This window comes from Pseudomonas nicosulfuronedens (assembly GCF_005877905.1).
Taxonomy (GTDB): domain Bacteria; phylum Pseudomonadota; class Gammaproteobacteria; order Pseudomonadales; family Pseudomonadaceae; genus Pseudomonas; species Pseudomonas nicosulfuronedens.
The window spans coordinates 144,243-164,941 of the sequence record NZ_SWDV01000019.1; the positions used below are offsets into that span (position 1 = coordinate 144,243).

Sequence of the window (20,699 nt, forward strand, 5' to 3'; positions counted from 1 at the left end):
AGTTATTACTTCCGGCATTCCATAAGGTCATCTGAAACGAACTGGAGTCCGCATGATTTCCGCACTGCTCGAATCCCTTGGCGTCGACACACGCCTGGTCACCGGTGGCGATCAGGTCATCCACTCTCCCATCGACGGCAGCCGCCTGGGCGTCGTCCGCCTGGAAAGCGCCGCCGAGGTGGAGCAGAAGATCGGCCGCGCCACCCACGCCTTCGACGCCTGGCGCAAGGTGCCGGCGCCGCGCCGTGGCGAACTGGTGCGGCTATTCGGCGAAGAGCTGCGGGCGAGCAAGGCGGCGCTGGGCGAGCTGGTGTCCTGGGAGGCCGGCAAGATCACCCAGGAAGGCCAGGGCGAAGTGCAGGAGATGATCGACATCTGCGACTTCGCGGTCGGCCTGTCGCGCCAGCTCTATGGCCTGACCATCGCTTCCGAGCGCCCCGGCCACCACATGCGCGAGACCTGGCACCCGCTGGGTGTGGTCGGCGTCATCAGCGCCTTCAACTTCCCGGTTGCCGTCTGGTCGTGGAACACCGCGCTGGCGCTGGTCTGCGGCAACTCGGTGGTGTGGAAGCCGTCGGAGAAGACCCCGCTCACCGCACTGGCCTGCCAGGCACTGTTCGAGCGTGCACTGAAGAAATTCGGCGATGCGCCGGAGTACCTGAGCCAGGTGGTGATCGGCGATCGCAGTGCTGGCGAAGCGCTGGTGGACGACGTGCGCGTCGCCCTGGTCAGCGCTACCGGCAGCACCCGCATGGGCCGCGAAGTCGGCCCTCGCGTGGCGGCCCGTTTCGGTCGCAGCATCCTCGAACTGGGTGGCAACAATGCGATGGTCCTGGCGCCCAGTGCCGACCTCGACATGGCCGTGCGCGCCGTGCTGTTCAGCGCCGTCGGCACCGCTGGCCAGCGCTGCACTACCTTGCGCCGGTTGATCGCCCACGAGTCGGTGAAGGACGAGTTCGTCAGTCGCCTGAAGACGGCTTATTCCAAGGTGCGCATCGGTCATCCGCTGGAAGGCAACCTGGTCGGTCCGCTGATTGACGAGCGCAGCTTCCTGGCCATGCAGGGAGCGCTGGAGCAGGCGCGTGGCGAGGGCGGCGTGGTGTTCGGCGGCGAGCGCCAACTGGCCGAGCAGTTCCCCGAGGCCTATTACGTGTCGCCGGCCATTGTCGAGATGCCCGAGCAGAGCGATGTGGTGCGCAGCGAGACCTTCGCACCGATCCTCTACGTGGTGCCCTACAAGGACTTCAACGACGCGGTGGCGCTGAACAATGGCGTGCCGCAGGGCCTGTCGTCGTGCATCTTCACCACCGACCTGCGCGAGGCCGAGACTTTCATCTCGGCGGTGGGCAGCGACTGCGGCATCGCCAACGTCAACATCGGCCCCAGCGGTGCGGAGATTGGTGGCGCCTTCGGTGGCGAGAAGGAAACCGGCGGCGGCCGCGAGTCCGGCTCCGACGCCTGGAAGGGCTACATGCGCCGGCAGACCAACACCGTGAACTACTCGCGGGAACTGCCGCTGGCCCAGGGCATAGTCTTCGATTGATGCCGGTTGTTGTTGGAACAGCTGCCTTCGTTTGGAACTCGGTGCCTGAGGCGCCCTCTCCCTAACCCTCTCCCTGAAGGGAGAGGGGACCGTACGTCGCAGGTTGAAATATCGACATCAGCCGGCACGGACAACTCCCTCTCCCTTCAGGGAGAGGGCGGGGGAGAGGGCCGGGCCTGATGCCAGGCTTTCACGGTACGAACGAGCCCATAGGGCCGCTGTACAGAGTCATTCACAAAGGTTCGCGTAGAAGGATCGCTGGATGTCGCTTCGCCAAGAGTGTCTGTGGGAATACCTGACGCCCGACTGCCCGGAAGCCCCGGAGCTGCGTGGGGATCGCAAGGTCGACGTGTGTGTCATCGGCGCGGGCTTCACGGGCCTGTCTGCCGCGCTGCACCTGCTGGAACGGGACCAGACAGTCTGCGTGCTGGAGGCCCACACCACCGGGCACGGCGGTTCAGGGCGCAATGTCGGGCTGGTCAATGCCGGCCTGTGGATTCCCCCGGACGAGATCGAGGCAGGCATGGGCGCGGAGGTCGGCCAGCGGGTCAATCGCATGCTCGGCAACGCTCCCTCGCTGGTGTTCTCCTTGATCGACCACTACGGCATCGACTGCCAGGCACGCCGCGAAGGCACGCTGCACATGGCGCACAACGCCCGCGGTCTGGCCGACCTGCGCAGCCGCTGCGAGCAGTGGAGCCGCCGTGGTGCCCCGGTGGAGTTGCTCACCGGCACCGACTGCGAGCAGGCCTGTGGCACCGACAAGATTGCGGGAGCGCTGCTCGATCGCCGCGCCGGTACGCTCAACCCCATGGCTTACGTCAGCGGCCTCGCCCGCGCAGTGGTCGGCCTGGGCGGCGAGCTATACCACCATTCCCCGGTGGTCGGCCTGGTGCGCATGGGCAGCGCATGGAACGTGATAACCGCCGGTGGCGTCGTGACCGCCGACAAGGTGGTGATCGCCTCCAGCGCCTACACCGAGGGCGAGTGGACGCAATTGCGCCGCACCTTCTTCCCTGGCTACTACTACCAGGTCGCCTCCCGCCCGCTGGAGGGCGCCGAGGCCGCGCGCATCCTGCCGGGCGGGCAGGGCTCCTGGGATACCCGCCAGGTGCTCAGCAGCATCCGCCGCGATGCCGATGGCCGCCTGCTGCTCGGCAGCCTGGGCAAGGGCACCGGCAAGCCGGCGTGGTTCCTCAAGAGCTGGGCGGACCGCATCCAGCAGCACTACTTCCCGAAGCTGGGCAAGGTGGACTGGGAGTTCACCTGGACCGGTTGCATCGACTTCACCCCCGACCACCTCATGCGCCTGTTCGAGCCGGCGCCGGGGCTGGTCGCCATGAGCGGCTACAACGGTCGTGGCGTCACCACCGGCACGGTGGTGGGCAAGGCCTTTGCCGACTTCCTGCTGGACGGTGACGCCAGCGCCTTGCCGATGCCGCTCAGGCCCATGGAGGAAATCTCCGCCGTGGGCCTGCGCAGCTGTCTGTACGAAGCCGGCTTCTCCCTCTACCACGCCGGGCAATGCCTGCGGGTGGTGATCTGAGATCGTGCAGAGCGGGGCGGGCACCGCCCCGGTTTGACCCACCCACGCTCGCTGCACTTTCGTCTAGCCTCTTATGGTGCGTTACCCCGACGGGTCTGCACCGCGGATGTGCAGTTCGGTGACAGCGATGGTTACGGTTGGGGTTGCGCCTGTGGTGGCTGGAAAAAGCCAGCTCACGGGAAGATTGGTTGCACCCTTTTGCCTGCTTGGTTGCACCTTTTGCTTTCAGTGGGTTGCACGTGTCTAGCACTTGATGTCTGCCAGCTCGGGCTGTTTTCGCTGTAGGACTTGGTTAATAACAAAAACGAATGGCACGCCGCTTGCTGTCGATAACTCGCTGAATCGCTTAAACGAGAAATCGCCAACAAGACCTACAACGCGCCATTACAAAAACCCTCAGGAGCAAAACTCCATGTCGCAGAAGATTTTCAGAAAAGGCTTTCTGGCTCTGGCGGTCACCACCGCACTGGGCATGTCTTCCGTAGTACAGGCCGATGTCGTTATCGGGGTCGCAGGACCGCATACCGGGGCCAACGCCTCGTTCGGGGAACAGTACTGGCGTGGGGCTAGCCAGGCCGCGGAAGACATCAACGCCGCCGGTGGTATCAATGGCGAGAAGATCAAACTGGTGAAGGCGGACGACGCCTGCGAACCGAAACAGGCCGTGGCCGTGGCCAACCGCCTGGTCGACCAGGACAAGGCGGTCGCCGTGGTCGGCCACTTCTGCTCCTCCTCCACCATCCCCGCCTCGGAGGTCTACGACGAGGCCGGCGTCATCGCCATCACCCCCGGCTCCACCAACCCGCAGGTCACCGAGCGCGGCCTCTCCGGCATGTTCCGCATGTGCGGCCGTGACGACCAGCAGGGCGTGGTCGCCGGCGATTACATCGTCGACGTGCTGAAGGCCAAGAAAGTCGCGGTGATCCACGACAAGGACACCTACGGCCAGGGCCTGGCGGATGCCACCCGTGCGCAGCTGAACAAGCGCGGCGTGAAGGAAGTGCTGTACGAAGGTCTGACCCGTGGCGAGAAGGACTTCAACGCCCTGGTCACCAAGATCCGCGCCTCGGGCGCAGAGGTCGTCTACTTCGGCGGCCTGCACCCGGAAGCCGGCCCGCTGGTCCGTCAGATGCGCGAACAGGGCCTGACCGCCAAGTTCATGTCCGACGACGGCATCGTTACCGACGAACTGGTCACCACTGCTGGCGGCCCGCAATACGTCAAGGGCGTGCTGATGACCTTCGGCGCCGACCCGCGCCTGATCCCGGACGGCAAGGCCGTGGTGGAGAAATTCCGCGCCAACGGCTTCGAGCCCGAGGGTTACACCCTCTACGCCTACTCTTCGGTGCAGGCCCTGGCCGCCGCCTTCAATGGCGCGGGCAAGACCGACCCGGCCAAGGCCAGCGCCTGGCTGAAGGCCAACCCGGTGCAGACCGTGATGGGCAAGAAGGAATGGGACACGAAGGGCGACCTGAAAGTCTCCGACTACGTGGTCTACGAGTGGGACGACAAGGGCAAGTACCACCAGCTCGACGCAATGAAGAAGTAATCACCGCCTGACCGGCCGGCGCCGCTACCCGCGGCGCCGGCTTCCCCGCAGGTTGACGAAACGCGCGCAGCTGGTCACGAGCCGGTGATTGCGCGAGCCGTCCGCCTTTCCTGCCCAGCTTGCGCGAGTACTCAATCGTGGACGGTATCTTCCTCCAGCAAATGATCAACGGGCTGACCCTGGGGTCGGTCTACGGCCTGATCGCCATCGGCTACACGATGGTCTACGGCATCATCGGCATGATCAACTTCGCCCACGGCGAGGTGTACATGATCTCCGCCTACCTCTCCGCCGTCGGCCTGGCGCTGCTCGCCTTCTTCGGCCTGCAGTCGTTCCCGCTGCTGATCCTTGGCACGCTGGTCTTCACCATCTTCGTCACCGGCGTTTATGGCTGGGTGATCGAGCGCATCGCCTACAAGCCGCTGCGCAACTCCACGCGCCTGGCTCCGCTGATCTCCGCCATCGGCATGTCGCTGATCCTGCAGAACTACGTGCAGCTGGCCCAGGGGCCGCGCCAGCAAGGCGTGCCGACCCTGCTCGACGGTGCCTTCAAGTTCCACATCGGCGAAGGCTTCGTGCAGCTGACCTACACCAAGGTGTTCATCCTCATCGCCGCCTTCGTCGGCATGGCGGTGCTGACCTACGTGATCCAGTACACCAAGCTCGGGCGCATGTGCCGTGCCACCCAGCAGGACCGCAAGATGGCCTCGATCCTGGGGATCAACACCGACCGGGTGATCTCCTACGTGTTCATCATCGGCGCCGCCATGGCCGCGCTGGCCGGCGTGCTGATCACCATGAACTACGGCACCTTCGACTTCTACGCGGGCTTCATCATCGGCATCAAGGCGTTCACCGCCGCCGTGCTCGGCGGTATCGGCTCGCTGCCCGGCGCCATGCTCGGCGGGCTGATCCTGGGCGTGGCCGAGGCGCAGTTCTCGGGCATGGTGAACACCGACTTCAAGGACGTGTTCGCCTTCGGCCTGCTGGTGACCATCCTGATCTTCCGACCGCAAGGGCTCCTGGGTCGTCCCCAGGTATCGAAGGTGTAAGCATGACGTCCGCGCCCCAGACTTCAGCCGCGCCGAACGCCGCGCGCATCGATATCAAGAAGAGCCTCGTCGACACCGTGCTCGCCGGGCTGATCGCCCTGATCGTGTTCGGCCCGATCGTCGGCATCGTGCTCGATGGCTACAGCTTCAAGCTCGAACCGGTCCGCCTCGCCTGGATGATCGGCGCGGTGATGCTCGGCCGGCTGCTGCTCAGCCTGTTCCTGCAGACCCCCGCCGGCTCCCGCGTGATGGACCGCTTCGAGACCTCAGACTCGGGCATCAGCGTCCTGCCGCCGGGCTACAAGACGCGCCTGCGCTGGATTGTCCCGCTGGTGATCCTTGCCGCAGTGATCTTCCCGTTCTTCGCCAGCAAGTACCTGCTCACCGTGATCATCCTCGGGCTGATCTACGTGCTGCTGGGCCTGGGCCTGAACATCGTGGTCGGTCTTGCCGGCCTGCTCGACCTCGGCTACGTGGCCTTCTACGCCATCGGCGCCTACGGTCTCGCGCTGGGCTACCAGTACCTGGGGCTGGGCTTCTGGACGGTGCTGCCGCTGGCGGCCATCGTCGCCGCGCTGGCGGGGGCGCTGCTGGGCTTCCCGGTGCTGCGGATGCACGGTGACTACCTGGCCATCGTGACCCTGGGCTTCGGCGAGATCATCCGCCTGATCCTCAACAACTGGCTGTCCTTCACCGGCGGCCCGAACGGCATGCCGGTACCGGCGCCGACCTTCTTCGGCCTGGAGTTCGGTCGCCGGGCGAAGGACGGCGGCACGCCGATCCACGAGTTCCTCGGCATCGATTACAACCAGAACTTCAAGTTCCTGTTCATCTACGTGGTGCTCTTCCTCGTCGTGCTGCTGGTGCTCTACATCAAGCACCGGCTGACCCGCATGCCGGTCGGCCGCGCCTGGGAAGCGCTGCGCGAGGACGAGATCGCCTGCCGCGCCATGGGCCTGAACCACGTGCTGGTGAAGCTCTCGGCGTTCATGCTCGGCGCTTCTACGGCAGGGCTGGCCGGGGTGTTCTTCGCCAGCTACCAGGGCTTCGTCAACCCGTCGTCCTTCACCTTCTTCGAGTCGGCGCTGATCCTCGCCATCGTGGTGCTGGGCGGCATGGGCTCGACGGTGGGTGTGGTGATCGCCGCCTTCGTCCTCACCGTCGCGCCGGAACTGCTGCGCAGCTTCGCCGACTACCGCGTGCTGCTGTTCGGCATCCTCATGGTGCTGATGATGATCTGGCGCCCGCGCGGGCTGATCCGCATCAGCCGCTCGGGCTTCGCCGTACGCAAGGGGGTGGCACCATGAGCGGTGACAAGATCCTCAGCGTCGAGCACCTGATGATGCATTTCGGCGGCATCAAGGCGCTCAACGACGTCAACCTCGACGTGGAGCGCGGCTCCATTACCGCGCTGATCGGCCCCAACGGCGCCGGCAAGACCACCGTGTTCAACTGCCTCACCGGTTTCTACAAGGCCACCGGCGGCAACATCCTGCTCAACACCCAGGGCGGCACCACCGACGTCATCAAGGTGCTCGGCCAGCCGTTCCAGGGCGGCGACTTCGTCAATCCGGCGCAATTCGGCAACCGCCTCTACTACAAGATGTTCGGCGGTACCCACCTGGTGAACCGCGCCGGCCTGGCGCGTACCTTCCAGAACATCCGGCTGTTCCGCGAGATGTCGGTGGTGGAGAACCTGCTGGTGGCCCAGCACATGTTCGTCAACCGCAACCTCATCGCCGGCGTGCTCAACACTCCCGGCTACCGTCGAGCGGAAAGCGAAGCGCTGGACCACGCCTTCTACTGGCTGGAAGTGGTGGACCTGGTGGATTGCGCCAACCGCCTGGCCGGCGAGATGTCCTACGGGCAGCAGCGCCGCCTGGAGATCGCCCGCGCCATGTGCACCCGACCGGAGTTGATCTGCCTCGACGAACCGGCTGCCGGCCTCAACCCCGCGGAAACCCAGGCGCTGGCGCGCATCGTCCGCTACCTGCGCGACCACCACGGCATCACCGTGCTGCTGATCGAGCACGACATGGGCATGGTGATGAACATCTCCGACCACATCATCGTGCTCGACCACGGCGTGGTCATCGCCCGTGGCGCACCGGACGAGATCCGCCACAACGAGAAAGTGATCGCCGCCTATCTCGGCGCAGACGAAGAGGAGTTGGCATGACGGCGCCGATGTTGGAATTCCGTGAAGTCGATGTGTTCTACGGGCCGATCCAGGCGCTGAAGAAAGTCTCGCTGACCGTCAACGAAGGGGAGACCGTGGCGCTGATCGGCGCCAACGGCGCGGGCAAGTCGACGCTGCTGATGTCGATCTTCGGCCAGCCGCGCGCGGCCGGCGGCGCGATTCTCTACAAGGGCCAGGACATCCGCCACAAGTCGGCGCACTACGTGGCCTCCAACGGTATCGCGCAGTCGCCGGAAGGGCGTCGGGTATTCCCCGACATGACGGTGGAGGAGAACCTGCTGATGGGCACCATCCCCATCGGCATGGACCACGCCCAGGAAGACATGCAGCGCATGTTCGACCTCTTCCCGCGCCTGAAGGAGCGGCGCAACCAGCGCGCCATGACCATGTCCGGCGGTGAGCAGCAGATGCTCGCCATCGCCCGCGCACTGATGAGCCGGCCCAAGCTGCTGCTGCTCGACGAACCCTCGCTGGGCCTGGCGCCCATCGTGGTCAAGCAGATCTTCCAGACACTGCGCGAGCTGGCGCAGAGCGGGATGACGCTGTTCCTCGTGGAGCAGAACGCCAACCATGCGCTCAAGCTGTCCGACCGTGGCTACGTGATGGTCAACGGCGAGATCCGCCTGAGCGGTACCGGTGCGGAATTGCTGGGTAACCAGGAGGTTCGCAACGCGTACCTGGGCGGGCACTGATGCTCCGCTGAGAATGGGGCCGGGTTCGCTTCTGATCGACACGGGAGCCGCCGGTCGCCTCCCACCCTCTCCCTAACCCTGGCTACGCGCCCCGCTCCGAAGGGAGAGGGGACCGTTCGGTGCAGGTTGAAACCTTGATGTCAGCCGGCACGGGCGGCTCCCTCTCCCTTCAGGGAGAGGGCAGGGGAGAGGGGCTTTCAACTCTGCCGTACGAGGCCCCCATGCATGACCTTAAATTCCTCACCAACGCCGACGTTGCCCAGCGCCTGGGTTATCCCCAGTTGATCGAAGCCCTGCGCATCGGCCTTGCCAGCGAATGCGAAGCCCCGGTACGCGGCTGCCACGAACTGCCCGACAACGCCTCACTACTGACCATGCCGGTGTGGCGGCCGGGGCAGGACATCGGTGTGAAGCTGGTGACCGTGTTCCCCAATAACGGCGCGAAGAACCTGCCGGCGGTGGCCGCGCTGTTCTGCCTGTTCGATGGCGAAACCGGCCACCCGCTGGCGATGCTCGAAGCCTCGGAAATGACTGCGCGGCGCACCGCCTGCACCTCCGCGTTGGCCGCCGATTACCTGGTGCGCCGCGACGCACGGCGGCTGCTGATCGTCGGCAGCGGCACCCTGGCGCCACACATGGTCCGCGCCCACTGTTCGGTGCGCGAGTATGAGGACATTGCCCTCTGGGGCCGCCACGAAGAGAAAGCGAATGCGTTGGTAAAGCAGCTGCAGGACGAAGGCTATCCCGCCCACGCCTGCGTCGATCTGCGCGGTGCTGTGGCGGCGGCGGACTGCATCAGTTGCGTCACCACTTCCCGCGAGCCCATCGTCCACGGTGCCTGGCTGCGCTCGGGCTGCCACCTCGATCTGGTCGGTGCCTTTCTTCCCAGCATGCGCGAGACGGACAGCGAAGCCGTGCGCCGTGCGCGCATCGTCGTCGACACCCGCGAAGGAGCGCTGGAAGAGGCGGGCGATCTGCTGATTCCCCTGGGCGAGGGTGTGATCGACGAGAGCGCCATCCACCACCAGCTGAGCGACCTGCTGCAAGGTCGTGGCGCCCGCAGGGACGATAGCGAGATCACCCTGTTCAAGTCCGTGGGTTATGCACTGGAAGACCTGATCGCGGCGCGTTTGCTCGTGCAGTGAAGTTGTCCCGAGATTCTGTGGGCGGCGCTGTGGATAACATCTGGGCGAACCTTGCGAGACCGCGTGGCGACAGGCCCCGCCAGCGCCGCTCGATTTCTGTTCGATTGCCCTGCAACCCCTGTATGGATGGACAGTTACGGCTTCGCGGAAAAGTTCCGCAGTTCCGATAGTTGTCCCCGCCAGCCGTTGAAAGACTTGTGGATAAGCTTGGGAAGAACTTCTCCAGCGCAGCGGTGGCGCGGCCTGCAGCGAGGCGCTTGAAAATCGTCCAGCGGGAAACCCTGATCCCGCTTGCCCACAGAATCCGTGGAGCAGCCTGTGGACAAGGTGGGTGCAACTCGCGGCAGGCCCGTAGCCATGGGGCTTTCAGGCGTCTGTTCGGGTTTTATCCAGCTTGGCTGTAACGCAACGCGGCGGGTTCAGGCTGTTATGCTCGGTCGACCGACAAGAACGCGCGCGGCACGATTGCCCGGCAGGTACCGGTGACGGCGGCGCCCAGCAAGAGGACTTCTGCGATGACCACTCCCACTCTGTTCATTACCGGCGCCACCTCCGGCTTCGGCGAGGCCTGTGCACGGCGTTTCGCCCGTGATGGCTGGTCGCTGGTGATCACTGGCCGTCGCGAGGAGCGCCTCAACGCGCTGGCCCAGGAGCTTTCCACCGAGACCGACGTGCTGCCTCTGGTACTCGACGTGCGCGATCGCGCGGCGATGACCGCCGCCGTGGACAGTCTGCCGGAGAAGTTCGCCAAGCTGCGTGGCCTGATCAACAACGCCGGCCTCGCCCTGGGCACCGACCCGGCGCAGGCGTGCGAGCTGGATGACTGGGACACCATGGTGGACACCAACATCAAGGGCCTGATGTACGCCACCCGCCTGTTGCTGCCGCGCCTGATTGCTCACGGCCCCGGCGCGAGCATCCTCAACCTGGGCTCGGTCGCGGGCCACTGGCCCTATCCGGGCGGCCATGTGTACGGCGCCACCAAGGCCTTCGTCGAGCAGTTCTCGCTGAACCTGCGCTGCGACCTGCAGGGCACTGGCGTGCGCGTCACCAACCTTGAGCCGGGCATGTGCGAGAGTGAGTTCTCGCTGGTGCGCTTCGGCGGTGACCAGGCGAAGTACGACAAGACCTATGCCGGCGCCGAGCCGATCCAGTCCGCGGACATCGCCGAGACCATCCACTGGATCCTGAACCAGCCGCCGCACATCAATATCAACACCCTGGAGATCATGCCGGTGAGCCAGGCCTGGGCGGGGTTCTCGGTGCATCGCAAGGGTTGATTTCTGTGCGGGTTTTTTACCCTCACCCCAGCCCTCTCCCAGAGGGAGAGGGCTGGGGTGAGGGGCTCTTGATCTTGTAGGAGCGAGCATGCTCGCGAACCAGCCCCGCTGCGAGGCTGTTCGCGAGCAAGCTCGCTCCTACAGGTAAAGCATCAGCCGGCGAGCAGCCAGGCACCGGCGCCTGCCGAGGCCAGGCCGGCGAAACGCACCAGCGGCGCCGCGGCCTGCGGCAGCACGCGAACCAGACCGTAACCCGCCGCATGCAGCGCGGCAGTCGCGCCGACGAAGCCGGTGGCATACAGCCACGGGCTGCTCAGGTCCGGCAGTTCCAGCCCGTGGGCCACGCCGTGGGCGAGGGCGAACAGCGCCGTGATACCCATCGCCACTGCCAGCGGCGGACGCACCGCCAGTGCCACGCACAGGCCCAGCGCCAGTACCGAAGCGGCGATGCCGGTCTCCATGAGCGGAATCTGCATCCCTTCGAAGCCAAGTAACCCACCGACCAGCATGACGCCGACGAAGGTGCAGGGCAGCGCCAGGCGTGCTGCGCCTTGCTGTTGGGCAGCCCAGAGGCCGACGGCAAGCATCGCCAGGAGATGGTCGAGGCCGGTGATGGGATGGGCGATGCCGGCGATCAGGCCGTGGTCGCCGTGGCCCGGATGAGCGAAGGCCACCGCCGGGGTGAGGAACAGCGCCAGGCTGTAGAGGGCTTTACGCAGGGTCATGGTCATTCCTTGGTCTTTGGGGCTGTTCAGGCTGCGCTCAGCAGGCCCTGGCGTTCGATGAAGGTGATGATTTCGGCCAGGCCCTGGCCGGTCTTCTGGTTGCTGAACACGAAGGGCTTGTCGCCGCGCATGCGCGAGGCATCCTGGTCCATCACTTCCAGCGAGGCGCCCACCAGCGGGGCGAGGTCGATCTTGTTGATTACCAGCAGGTCGGACTTGCAGATGCCCGGTCCACCCTTGCGCGGGATCTTGTCGCCGGCGGAGACGTCGATCACGTAGAGCGTCAGGTCCGACAGCTCGGGGCTGAAGGTGGCCGAGAGGTTGTCGCCGCCGGATTCCACCAGGATCAGGTCCAGGCCGGGGAAGCGGCGGTTGAGCTGGTCCACGGCTTCCAGGTTGATCGAGGCATCCTCGCGGATCGCCGTGTGCGGGCAGCCGCCGGTTTCCACGCCGATGATCCGCTCCGGCTCCAGTGCCTCGTTGCGCACCAGGAACTGCGCGTCTTCCTGGGTGTAGATGTCGTTGGTGACCACCGCGATGTTGTAGCGCTGACGCAGGGCGCGGCACAGCGCCAGGGTCAGGGCGGTCTTGCCGGAGCCCACCGGGCCGCCGATGCCGACGCGAAGAGGTTGAGAGTTCATGGCAGTTCTCCTAGGAGCGGAACAGACGGCTGTATTGGGTTTCGTGGGTCATGCAGGCCAGCGCGAGACCGAAGGGCGCGCCGCCGAGGGGATCGTTTGCCAGCGCGGCCTGGCAGGCAGCGTCGAGCTCGGGGAGCAATTGCGAGGTGAGCTTCTGCGCGGCCAGCTGGCCCAGCGGCAGGGTCTTCATCAGCACCGCCAGCTGGTTCTCCAGCCAGCTCCACAGCCAGGCGCCGAGGGCCTGCTCCGGGGAAAGCCCCCAGGCGCGGGCGGCCAGCGCCCAGGCGGCGGCGAAGGAGGGCTCGGCCTGCTCGGCGAGCCACTGGCGAGCGGGTTCGTCCAGCTCGGGCAGGGCTTCGAGCAACTGGCCGAGGGAGAAGCCCATCTGCCGGTTTTCCAGGCCCAGCTCGCGGGTTTCGCGGCTGGCGCGATGGCGCTCGGCGGCATCGCGCAGGGCGTCCCAGTCGGCGCTCTGTGCGGCGCGCAGCAATTCGGCCAGCAGGGGGGCTTCGAAGCGCGCGAGGTTGAGATGCAGCTGGTCGACGAGCCAGGTGCGGGCGCCGTCGGCATCCTTCACCTGGCCCTGGTCGATGGCGCTTTCCAGCCCTTGCGAGTAGCTGTAGCCGCCGATGGGCAACTGGGGGCTGGCCAGGCGCAGCAGCGCCCAGAGGGTGTTCACCGGCGCACTCCGAACTGGTGCAGCTTCGGCGCGTAGTTGAATTCTTCTTCACCGTGATGCGAATGGTGATGCCCACCACCGTAGGCGCCGTGCTCCGGCTGGAAAGGCGCTTCGATGGCCTCCACGGTGGCGCCGAGCTGGTCGAGCATGGCCTTCAGCACATAGTCGTCGAGCAGGCGCAGCCAACCCTCGCCGACCTGCAGGGCAACGTGGCGGTTGCCCAGGTGATAGGCCGCGCGGTTCAGCTCACACGCGTTGGCGCAGGTGACGTGGAGCAGCTTTTCCGGCGCCGCACAGACGCGCACCACGCGGCCATCGTTGGCCAGCAGGTACTCGCCATCGGCCAGCGGCGACTGGCCGCGCTCGAGGAACAGGCCGACGTCTTCTCCGCTGCTGCTAAAGCAGCGCAGCCGGCTCTTGCTGCGTGCCTCGTAGTTCAGGCGCAGTTCTGCGTCCCAGTGTTCGCGGGGTTCGATGCGTTGATGGATGACCAGCATGGCAGTGTCCGGCAGTAGCAATGGCGGTGCTACAGCAAGGGGCTTGCCAGTGCAGTCCTGGCTCAGTGCTGGCGCGGCCTGGCGGCGTTGTCCGAACGATCAGGAATGGTGCGTGCGCGCAACATTGGTGCGCACGAAAACGGTGCGCACCAAGGCGGGGCGACAGGTATTTTGCAGGAGCGAGCTTGCTCGCGAACCGGCCCCGCTGCGAAATCCGTTCGCGAGCAAGCTCGCTCCAACAGCGGATTTTCGAGCGCGTGCCAGCGGATCAGCGCGTAGCCGGACCGACGGATGACGCCTTGGGCGTTATCTACCCTGCGTTTGAATTATCGAGTGGGGCTCAGGGCCGCGAACCGATCCCGGTCCAGTGCTTGGCGCCGATCATGATGAAGCGCAGCTGCTGGGTGATCTTGGCCTGGGGCGAGAGGTGCGTCGGCAGGCTGTCCGCCAGCGGGTCGATCAGCTCGGGCAGGGTGGCGAACACCGTCTTCACCACCAGGTCGGCGATCACGTCGATGTCCTGGGCGGTGAGGTGCGGCAGCTTGTTGAGCAGCGCCAGGTCAGCGGCCAGGTCGTCGGTGATGCGCTGGCGCAGGGCGCCCACGGCCTGGCGGATCGGGTGTGAGCCGCCGTACTGCTCGCGGGCGAGGAAGAGAAACTGGGTGCGGTTGGCGGTGACGGCGTCGAGGAAGATGCGTACGGAGGCCTCGATCACGCCGCCCAGCTCGAACTCGTTGCGGCGCACCACGCGCAGGGTCTCGCGGAAGGTTTCGTCGACATCGGCCACCAGGGCGAGGCCGAGCTGGTCCATGTCGGTGAAGTGCCGGTAGAAGCCTGCCGGCACGATCCCAGCAGTCTTCGCCACTTCCCGCAGGCTCAGGCTGCCGAAGCCGCGGCCGCTGTCCATCAGGCTGCGCGCGGCGTCCATCAGGGCCAGGCGGGTCTGTTGTTTCTGTTCGGCGCGGGGAGTGGCCATACGGCAGTGCTATCCAGGGCGAGGGCGCAGGCACTCTAACAAATGCCGGTCGGTGCAGGGGAAGTTCCTGCGGCAAATAGTGAACGAGTGTTGACTGAAAACCTCTCCTCGTGAGATTTTAAGTGAACACATGTTTACTGTTTTGGTGTTCCATCATGTCCCTGCTTCCCTTCGCCGGCCTGCGCTTCATCTCGCCGCTACTGTCTCCGCTTCGCGCTCTGGTGCGCGGCCAGTGGCTGCGCGAGTCGGATGTCGATGCTGTGCTGCGCGCCTGCAACCCCGGTTGGTCGCTGCGCCGGGTGTTCGCGCGGGTCGAGGCGCGGCAGTGGGTGGCGGACGACATGCTCGAGCTGTGCCTGCGCCCCAATGCGCACTGGCGCGGTGCTCGGCCCGGCCAGCACCTGCAGTTGTTCGTCGAGCGCGACGGCGTGCGCCACAGCCGCAGCTACAGCCTGACCCGTATCGCCGAGGACGGCTGCCTGGAGTTCGCCGTGAAGCTGCAGCCGGGCGGGCGGATTTCCACTTTCCTGCTGCAGCAACTGTGCGTCGGTGAAGTGCTGGAGCTGGGCCAGCCGGATGGCGACTTGAGCTGGCCGGCCGAAGACCAGGGTGTATTGCTGCTGGCTGCGGGCAGCGGCCTGACGCCCTTGCTCGGCCTGCTGCGCGAGGCACTGGCGCGCGGTTACAGCGGCCCGGTGACGCTGCTGCATTACGTCCGCGAGCGTGGCCAGAAGGCCTTCGTCGTCGGGCTGGAAGCGCTGGCGCGGCAATACCCCAATCTCGAACTGCGCTGGGCGCTGAGCGGTGATACCGCGCAGGACGGCGAGTTGTCCGGACGTTTCCAGCGCGCTCACGTGGCCGACCTGGAGGGCCGTCACGTGCTCGCTTGCGGCCCCGGCGGTTTCGTCGAAACCGTGCGGCAGGTGCTGGGTGCGAGTAGCCGAAGTCTGCAGGTGGAAAGCTTCAGCCCGCCGGCCTGGGACGACCACGAACCGGCAAGAACGGTGAATCTGCGCTTCGCCCGCAGCGCTCGGCAGGTGGCTGGTGACAGCCGCCGCAGCCTGCTGGAGCAAGCCGAGTCCCATGGCTTGCGTCCGGTGCATGGCTGCCGCCAAGGCGTCTGCACCAGTTGCACCTGCACGCTGGTCAGCGGCTGCGTGCGCGACCTGCGCAGCGGAGAGCTATTCAACGAGCCCGGCCAGCCCATCCGCATTTGTGTCAGCGCGCCCCAGGGCGACCTGACTGTCGATCTCTGAATAATCGGGAAGCCATCGCCATGCGTGAAGACCGCGACCTCAGCGCTGCCGAGCTGGCAGCCTTCGGTGCAGAACTGGACGCCCTGCGCCAGCGCACCCTGCATGACCTGGGCGAGAACGACGCCCGCTACATCCGCCGCATCCGCGCGGCGGTGCGCTTCTGCTGCTGGAGCGGCCGCGTGCTGCTGATGGCTGGCTGGTTCCCCCCGACCTGGCTGCTGGGCACCTTCCTGCTCGGGCTGGGCAAGATCCTGGAGAACATGGAACTGGGCCATAACGTCATGCATGGCCAGTACGACTGGATGAACGACCCGGAATTCTCCGGACGCAGCTACGAGTGGGACATCGTCGGTCCCTCTGACTTCTGGCGGCACACGCACAACCATGTGCACCACACCTACACCAACGTGTTGGGCATGGACGATGACGTGGGCTACGGCGTGGTGCGGCTGTTCCCCGAGCAGAAGTGGAAGCCGTTCTACCGCTGGCAACCGATCTGGGTGACCCTTCAGGCGCTGCTGTTCCAGTACGCCGTGGCGGTGCAGCATCTGCGCCTGGACAAGTATGTGAAGGGGCGGATGAGCAAGGAGGAGCTGCGCCCGCTGCTGAGCCAGTTCAACGCCAAGGTCGGGCGCCAGTGGGTGAAGGATTACCTGGTATTCCCGCTGCTTGGCCTGTTCACCGGTGCTTTCGGCGCGGTGCTGCTGGGTAACGTCATCGCCAACCTGATGCGCAACCTGTGGACCTTCACCGTGATCTTCTGCGGCCACTTCACCGAGAAGGCGGCGGTATTCCCGCCCGAGGTGCTGCAGGGCGAGACACGCGGCCACTGGTACCTGCGCCAGCTGCGTGGGTCGAGCAACCTGGAAGGTGGCCCGCTGTTCCATATCCTCACCGGTAACCTCAGTCACCAGATCGAGCATCACCTCTATCCGGACCTGCCGGCGCGCCGTTATGCGCAGCTGTCGAAGGACGTGCAGGCGATTGCTGCGCGCTACGGCCAGACCTACAACAGTGGCCGTCTGTCGGCGCAATTCGCCACGGTGCTCAAGCGCATCTGGGTGCACCGTCGACCAACGGTGCCGGCCAACGCCTGAGGCGGATCAGGCGCGGCGGGTCATCGGCGAGGCGATGTCCTCACGCAGGGCGCGCAGGTCGGCGGCGTCCTGGTTGAGGTGGTGAATGGACTTGAGCAGCTTCTGTCGGAGCAGGTCATCCTGGACCTGTTCGACTGCCCGCATGACTTCCAGGGCCGTGGCCTCGTTGTTGGTGGCGACGGCGTCGAGAGTCTTTCGCAGGCTGCGGGTTGCGTGGTGCACGTGGGTGATCTCCTGAAAACTGCGTGCACCCTACGACCTGAGTATTTCCAATAAATTTCAACAAGTTGCTTTCCGATCGGCGGTCATGATGTCGCTACCCGCGGCACATCGATTCAGGAAAGCATGCACAGCGCCAGTAGTGGCACCAGGTTGAGTAGCAGCACACCGATCTTGTAGACGGCCATGCCGCCGTAATGCAGCGCATCGAACCTCTCCACCGGCAGCGCGAACCAGCGCGAATGCAAGCGATAGACAAAGTCGTGGGCGAGGACGAAGGCGGCGAACCAGACCAGCAGGATGGCGTAGTTGATCAGGGTGCAGTAGAGCAGGAAGGGTTTCAGATCCTGGAGCAGCATGGTGATTCTCCGGATACGTACTGGGTTGGACGCGTGCCAGCGGGGATGGTTTCCGGCAACCGAACCGGCGTCGGTCCGATAGCCGGCGCGCTGGCCGACGGCCATAATGCGCACCTGCCGCAAACCATGTGATCTTTGCCGCGCGACCGCTGTCCGATGTGCGGACGGCTAACCTTGCCGTTACACCCCACCTTTCTCATCTGCCTGCCGGACTCGCCATGTTCAGCCCGCTCGTCACCTTTCCTGCGCTCTATACCGCCACACTGCTGATGCTCGCCGGCTCCGGCCTGTTCACCACCTACATGGGCCTGCGCCTGACCCAGGAAGGCGTCAGTGACCTGTGGGTCGGCGGCCTGATGGCGGCTTATTACTTCGGCCTGGTCTGTGGCGGCAAGTTCGGCCACAAGCTGATCGCCGGCTTCGGCCACATCCGTTCCTACGTGGCCTGCGCCGGCATGGCCACGGTGATCGTGCTGATCCACGCGCTGGTCTCGCAGCTGGAGGTGTGGATCTTCCTGCGCTTCGTGATGGGCGCAGTGATGATGAACCAGTACATGGTGATCGAGAGCTGGCTCAACGAGCAGGCGGAAGGGCACCAGCGCGGCAAGGTATTCGCCGGCTACATGGTGGCGGTGGACGCCGGCCTGGTGGTCGGCCAGGGCCTGCTGGCGCTGAGCCCGGCGCTGGATTACAAGCCGCTGCTGCTGGTCGCCATCTGCTTCTCGTCCTGCCTGATCCCGCTGGCGCTGACTCGCCGCGTCCACCCGGCCAAGCTGGTGGCGGCGCCGTTGGAGATCGGATTCTTCTGGAAGCGTGTGCCGCAGTCGCTGGGCACCATCTTCGTCGCCGGCCTGATGGTTGGCGCCTTCTACGGTCTGGCGCCGGTGTATGCGGCGCGCAATGGCCTGGACACCGCGCAGTCGAGCCTCTTCGTCGGCATGTGCATCGTCGCCGGCTTCTGCGCGCAATGGCCGCTGGGTTGGTTGTCCGACCGGGTCAACCGCAGTTGGCTGATTCGCGCCAACGCTTTGCTGCTGTGCCTGGCGGCGGTGCCGATGTGGGGTCTGGTCGAGCTGCCCTATACGCTGCTGCTGGTGAACGGTTTCGTCACCGGCATGCTGCTGTTTACCCTCTATCCGCTGGCCGTGGCCCTGGGCAACGACCACGTCGAGCAGTCGCGCCGGGTGGCGCTGTCGGCGATGCTGCTGACCACTTACGGCGTCGGCGCCTGTATTGGCCCGCTGCTCGCTGGCGCGATGATGCGTCACTTCGGCCCGGGCATGTTCTACATGCTGGTGTCGGCCTATGCGCTGATCCTGATCTTCTGGGTGCAGCCCAAGCGCGTCACCGGTGTACACCGCGTCGACGAGGCGCCGTTGCACCACGTGGCCATGCCCGACACCGTCAGCCCGATGGCCGCCGCGCTGGACCCGCGTGTCGAGGAAGTACCGGAAGAGCTGGTGGTGGAAGCGCCGGCGAGCATTGGTCGCTCCGATGGCGAGCCGGGTGCTGGCGAGACGAAGAGCTGATCCCCTTGCGCTAGCGCAGAAATGAGAAAGCCCGGCAGATGCCGGGCTTTTCTTTCGCCTGTTCGGCGTATTTCACGCCGATCAGGAAACACGCTTCAGATGGGCATCGAACACAGTGTCACCACCGGACTCGGCAACCATGTTGCTGTGCAGCTTGTCGATGGTGTGCTCGGAGCCGTTCTCGGCAACGCGGACGTCATCCATCTGCTTGTGCAGGCGGTCGATGGTGCGCTCGGAGCCGTTGTCGGCAACGCGGGCATCGTCCATTTGCTTGTGCAGGCGGTCGATGGTGCGCTCGGAACCGTTGTCGGCGACGCGGGCGTCATCCATTTGCTTGTGCAGGCGGTCGATGGTGCGTTCGGAGCCGCTATCGGCTACGCGAGCTTCACCCATTTGCTTGTGCAGGCGATCGATGGTGCGTTCGGAGCCATTGGCGGATACGCGAGGTTCGGCGCTCTGCTGCTGCAGTTGATGGGTGCTGCGCGGGCCGTTGTTGAGGATGGCCGGGGCGGCGAAGACGGCGCTGGCGGTCATCAGGGAAGTCAGTGCAAGGCTGAGGGCGATCTTGGTTTTCATGTTGTGCGGCTCCGAAGGGGGGCGATATGTTTTGGCTACAGGGTTATTTTCCCTTCGGATAAATCGATTTAAAAACGATGATGCGTGATACAGAGCATCAGTGTTGTCGATTATTTAGCCGGCTAATTTCAACTATCGCCGTCAATGATGGAACGACGAAAACCGCTCTAGGGCGGTGTTCAGAGGCGTGTTTCAGGAGGTTTCAGGCAAGAAGCTGTTACAAAACACGGCTGGCCTGTTATCGATGGCGGGACTTCACGGGTTTCCAGCGATAAGAAAGCCCGGCGGGGCCGGGCTTTTCTCTCACCTTGCGGTGTACTGCCTGGAGCTTCATGCCTTCAGGTGAGCATCGAAGACGGTGTCGCCACCCGATTCGGCCACCATGTTGCTGTGCAGTTGGTCGATGGTGTGCTCGGAGCCGTTTTCGGCAACGCTCATCTCTTCATGCAGACGGTCGATGGTTTTGCTCGAACCGTTTTCAGCGACACCCAGTTGCTTGTGCAGGCGATCGACGGTCTGGCTGGAGCCATTTTCGGCGACGTTCATTGCCTGGTGCAGACGGTCAACCGACTTGCTCGAACCGTTTTCGGCAACGCTCATCTCGTCGTGCAGACGGTCGATGGTTTTGCTCGAGCCGTTTTCAGCGACGCTCAGTTGCTTGTGCAGGCGGTCGACGGTCTGGCTGGAGCCGTTTTCGGCGACGTTCATTTCCCGGTGCAGTCGGTCAACCGACTGGCTTGAACCGTTTTCAGCGACGCTCATCTCGTCGTGCAGACGGTCGACGGTTTTGCTCGAGCCGTTTTCAGCGACGCCCAGTTGCTTGTGCAGGCGGTCGACGGTCTGGCTGGAACCATTCTCGGCCACGTTCATTTTCTGGATCAGGCGATCGACCGACTGGCTGGAGCCGTTTTCGGCGATACGGGCCTTGGCCGCGTCCAGCAGTTTCTGCTGCTGACCCAGGCTGCGTTCGGCGCCTTCCTGAACCAGAACCTGGGTCTGGCTGGCATTGATCACAGGGGATTCCTGCTGGGAGCCGGCGAAAGCGGCATTGGCAGCAAGTACGGAGAGGGCAAAGCCAAGTACGAGGGTGCGTTTCATGATGCGGCTCCAGAAAGAGTGGGGAGTTCGCCTGATCCAG

General features: G+C 65.1%; 21 protein-coding genes. 12 read left to right on the plus strand and 9 right to left on the minus strand.

Annotated features, from left to right (window positions below):
• Positions 1-52 precede the first annotated feature (52 nt).
• From amaB to FAS41_RS16835, 9 genes are all read left to right on the plus strand, one after another.
• Positions 53-1,543, plus strand: coding sequence for an L-piperidine-6-carboxylate dehydrogenase (gene amaB, locus FAS41_RS16795; protein ID WP_138524191.1), 1,491 nt, complete (start codon positions 53-55; stop codon positions 1,541-1,543).
• Between the two features lie 262 nt (positions 1,544-1,805).
• Entirely contained in the window at positions 1,806-3,089 is a 1,284-nt protein-coding gene (amaA, locus tag FAS41_RS16800; RefSeq protein ID WP_138524193.1) for an L-pipecolate oxidase, read from the plus strand.
• Between the two features lie 412 nt (positions 3,090-3,501).
• Positions 3,502-4,638, plus strand: coding sequence for a branched-chain amino acid ABC transporter substrate-binding protein (locus FAS41_RS16805; RefSeq protein ID WP_138524195.1), 1,137 nt, complete (start codon positions 3,502-3,504; stop codon positions 4,636-4,638).
• 137 nt (positions 4,639-4,775) lie between these two features.
• On the plus strand, positions 4,776-5,690 hold the full coding sequence (locus FAS41_RS16810) for an ABC transporter permease subunit (protein ID WP_081515564.1): 915 nt from the start codon (positions 4,776-4,778) through the stop codon (positions 5,688-5,690).
• A 2-nt stretch (positions 5,691-5,692) separates the two neighbouring features.
• Positions 5,693-6,997: a high-affinity branched-chain amino acid ABC transporter permease LivM gene (gene livM / locus FAS41_RS16815; protein WP_138524197.1), complete on the plus strand. Its 1,305-nt coding sequence runs from the start codon at positions 5,693-5,695 to the stop codon at positions 6,995-6,997.
• Positions 6,994-7,869 carry an ABC transporter ATP-binding protein gene (locus tag FAS41_RS16820; RefSeq protein WP_138524199.1) on the plus strand — a complete coding sequence of 292 codons (876 nt, stop codon included), beginning with the start codon at positions 6,994-6,996 and terminating at the stop codon, positions 7,867-7,869. Before livM ends, FAS41_RS16820 begins: the two co-directional genes overlap by 4 nt.
• Complete coding sequence (locus FAS41_RS16825) at positions 7,866-8,582, plus strand: ABC transporter ATP-binding protein (RefSeq protein ID WP_045216300.1); 717 nt, start codon at positions 7,866-7,868, stop codon at positions 8,580-8,582. Before FAS41_RS16820 ends, FAS41_RS16825 begins: the two co-directional genes overlap by 4 nt.
• A 221-nt stretch (positions 8,583-8,803) precedes the next feature.
• Positions 8,804-9,727: a bifunctional Delta(1)-pyrroline-2-carboxylate/Delta(1)-piperideine-2-carboxylate reductase gene (gene lhpI, locus FAS41_RS16830; RefSeq protein WP_138524201.1), complete on the plus strand. Its 924-nt coding sequence runs from the start codon at positions 8,804-8,806 to the stop codon at positions 9,725-9,727.
• A gap of 515 nt (positions 9,728-10,242) precedes the next feature.
• On the plus strand, positions 10,243-11,007 hold the full coding sequence (locus FAS41_RS16835) for an SDR family oxidoreductase (protein ID WP_138524203.1): 765 nt from the start codon (positions 10,243-10,245) through the stop codon (positions 11,005-11,007).
• A 152-nt stretch (positions 11,008-11,159) separates the two neighbouring features.
• Here the strand turns inward: FAS41_RS16835 and FAS41_RS16840 are convergent, their stop codons facing one another.
• The 5 genes from FAS41_RS16840 to FAS41_RS16860 form a co-directional block, all read right to left on the minus strand.
• A complete protein-coding gene (locus FAS41_RS16840; protein ID WP_138524205.1) occupies positions 11,160-11,732 on the minus strand; it encodes a HupE/UreJ family protein in 573 nt (190 codons plus the stop codon).
• Between the two features lie 26 nt (positions 11,733-11,758).
• Entirely contained in the window at positions 11,759-12,373 is a 615-nt protein-coding gene (ureG, locus tag FAS41_RS16845; RefSeq protein WP_045216312.1) for an urease accessory protein UreG, read from the minus strand.
• A 10-nt stretch (positions 12,374-12,383) separates the two neighbouring features.
• Positions 12,384-13,052 (minus strand): urease accessory protein UreF, encoded by a 669-nt coding sequence (locus FAS41_RS16850; protein WP_138524207.1) that lies wholly within the window; start codon positions 13,050-13,052, stop codon positions 12,384-12,386.
• Positions 13,049-13,549: an urease accessory protein UreE gene (gene ureE, locus FAS41_RS16855; protein ID WP_138524209.1), complete on the minus strand. Its 501-nt coding sequence runs from the start codon at positions 13,547-13,549 to the stop codon at positions 13,049-13,051. The genes FAS41_RS16850 and ureE overlap by 4 nt, the downstream gene beginning before the upstream one ends.
• Before the next feature lie 340 nt (positions 13,550-13,889).
• Positions 13,890-14,525, minus strand: coding sequence for a TetR family transcriptional regulator (locus tag FAS41_RS16860; RefSeq protein WP_138524211.1), 636 nt, complete (start codon positions 14,523-14,525; stop codon positions 13,890-13,892).
• A gap of 155 nt (positions 14,526-14,680) precedes the next feature.
• Between FAS41_RS16860 and FAS41_RS16865 the strand changes: the two genes are divergently transcribed.
• Both FAS41_RS16865 and FAS41_RS16870 read left to right on the plus strand, forming a co-directional pair.
• Complete coding sequence (locus FAS41_RS16865) at positions 14,681-15,781, plus strand: ferredoxin reductase (protein ID WP_138524213.1); 1,101 nt, start codon at positions 14,681-14,683, stop codon at positions 15,779-15,781.
• Between the two features lie 20 nt (positions 15,782-15,801).
• Positions 15,802-16,878, plus strand: a complete 1,077-nt coding sequence (locus tag FAS41_RS16870; RefSeq protein WP_425048992.1) for a fatty acid desaturase family protein — start codon at positions 15,802-15,804, stop codon at positions 16,876-16,878.
• Between the two features lie 6 nt (positions 16,879-16,884).
• Here FAS41_RS16870 and FAS41_RS16875 read toward each other — a convergent pair whose 3' ends face one another.
• Together FAS41_RS16875 and FAS41_RS16880 are read right to left on the minus strand one after the other, a co-directional pair.
• Positions 16,885-17,100 carry a hypothetical protein gene (locus FAS41_RS16875; RefSeq protein ID WP_138524215.1) on the minus strand — a complete coding sequence of 72 codons (216 nt, stop codon included), beginning with the start codon at positions 17,098-17,100 and terminating at the stop codon, positions 16,885-16,887.
• 113 nt (positions 17,101-17,213) lie between these two features.
• Positions 17,214-17,456 (minus strand): DUF6868 family protein, encoded by a 243-nt coding sequence (locus FAS41_RS16880; RefSeq protein ID WP_138524217.1) that lies wholly within the window; start codon positions 17,454-17,456, stop codon positions 17,214-17,216.
• 218 nt (positions 17,457-17,674) lie between these two features.
• Here FAS41_RS16880 and FAS41_RS16885 point away from each other — a divergent pair, with 218 nt between their 5' ends.
• Positions 17,675-18,985, plus strand: a complete 1,311-nt coding sequence (locus FAS41_RS16885) for an MFS transporter (protein ID WP_138524219.1) — start codon at positions 17,675-17,677, stop codon at positions 18,983-18,985.
• Between the two features lie 81 nt (positions 18,986-19,066).
• On the opposite strand, the gene FAS41_RS16890 is transcribed toward FAS41_RS16885, so the two are convergent.
• Together FAS41_RS16890 and FAS41_RS16895 are read right to left on the minus strand one after the other, a co-directional pair.
• Positions 19,067-19,561: a phage infection protein gene (locus tag FAS41_RS16890; RefSeq protein ID WP_138524221.1), complete on the minus strand. Its 495-nt coding sequence runs from the start codon at positions 19,559-19,561 to the stop codon at positions 19,067-19,069.
• A gap of 330 nt (positions 19,562-19,891) precedes the next feature.
• Positions 19,892-20,659: a hypothetical protein gene (locus FAS41_RS16895; protein WP_138524233.1), complete on the minus strand. Its 768-nt coding sequence runs from the start codon at positions 20,657-20,659 to the stop codon at positions 19,892-19,894.
• Between the last annotated feature and the right edge of the window lie 40 nt (positions 20,660-20,699).

Excerpts from the sequence above, each read along its gene's own strand:
- ureG (WP_045216312.1), bottom strand. The coding sequence starts at position 12,373 with ATGAACTCTCAACCTCTTCGCGTCGGCATCGGCGGCCCGGTGGGCTCC.
- livM (WP_138524197.1), top strand. The coding sequence starts at position 5,693 with ATGACGTCCGCGCCCCAGACTTCAGCCGCGCCGAACGCCGCGCGCATC.
- FAS41_RS16870 (WP_425048992.1), top strand. The coding sequence starts at position 15,802 with ATGCGTGAAGACCGCGACCTCAGCGCTGCCGAGCTGGCAGCCTTCGGT.
- FAS41_RS16820 (WP_138524199.1), top strand. The coding sequence starts at position 6,994 with ATGAGCGGTGACAAGATCCTCAGCGTCGAGCACCTGATGATGCATTTC.
- FAS41_RS16890 (WP_138524221.1), bottom strand. The coding sequence starts at position 19,561 with ATGAAAACCAAGATCGCCCTCAGCCTTGCACTGACTTCCCTGATGACC.
- FAS41_RS16840 (WP_138524205.1), bottom strand. The coding sequence starts at position 11,732 with ATGACCCTGCGTAAAGCCCTCTACAGCCTGGCGCTGTTCCTCACCCCG.
- FAS41_RS16880 (WP_138524217.1), bottom strand. The coding sequence starts at position 17,456 with ATGCTGCTCCAGGATCTGAAACCCTTCCTGCTCTACTGCACCCTGATC.
- FAS41_RS16895 (WP_138524233.1), bottom strand. The coding sequence starts at position 20,659 with ATGAAACGCACCCTCGTACTTGGCTTTGCCCTCTCCGTACTTGCTGCC.
- FAS41_RS16825 (WP_045216300.1), top strand. The coding sequence starts at position 7,866 with ATGACGGCGCCGATGTTGGAATTCCGTGAAGTCGATGTGTTCTACGGG.
- FAS41_RS16885 (WP_138524219.1), top strand. The coding sequence starts at position 17,675 with ATGTTCAGCCCGCTCGTCACCTTTCCTGCGCTCTATACCGCCACACTG.
- amaA (WP_138524193.1), top strand. The coding sequence starts at position 1,806 with ATGTCGCTTCGCCAAGAGTGTCTGTGGGAATACCTGACGCCCGACTGC.
- FAS41_RS16805 (WP_138524195.1), top strand. The coding sequence starts at position 3,502 with ATGTCGCAGAAGATTTTCAGAAAAGGCTTTCTGGCTCTGGCGGTCACC.
- lhpI (WP_138524201.1), top strand. The coding sequence starts at position 8,804 with ATGCATGACCTTAAATTCCTCACCAACGCCGACGTTGCCCAGCGCCTG.
- FAS41_RS16860 (WP_138524211.1), bottom strand. The coding sequence starts at position 14,525 with ATGGCCACTCCCCGCGCCGAACAGAAACAACAGACCCGCCTGGCCCTG.
- ureE (WP_138524209.1), bottom strand. The coding sequence starts at position 13,549 with ATGCTGGTCATCCATCAACGCATCGAACCCCGCGAACACTGGGACGCA.
- FAS41_RS16835 (WP_138524203.1), top strand. The coding sequence starts at position 10,243 with ATGACCACTCCCACTCTGTTCATTACCGGCGCCACCTCCGGCTTCGGC.
- FAS41_RS16865 (WP_138524213.1), top strand. The coding sequence starts at position 14,681 with ATGTCCCTGCTTCCCTTCGCCGGCCTGCGCTTCATCTCGCCGCTACTG.
- amaB (WP_138524191.1), top strand. The coding sequence starts at position 53 with ATGATTTCCGCACTGCTCGAATCCCTTGGCGTCGACACACGCCTGGTC.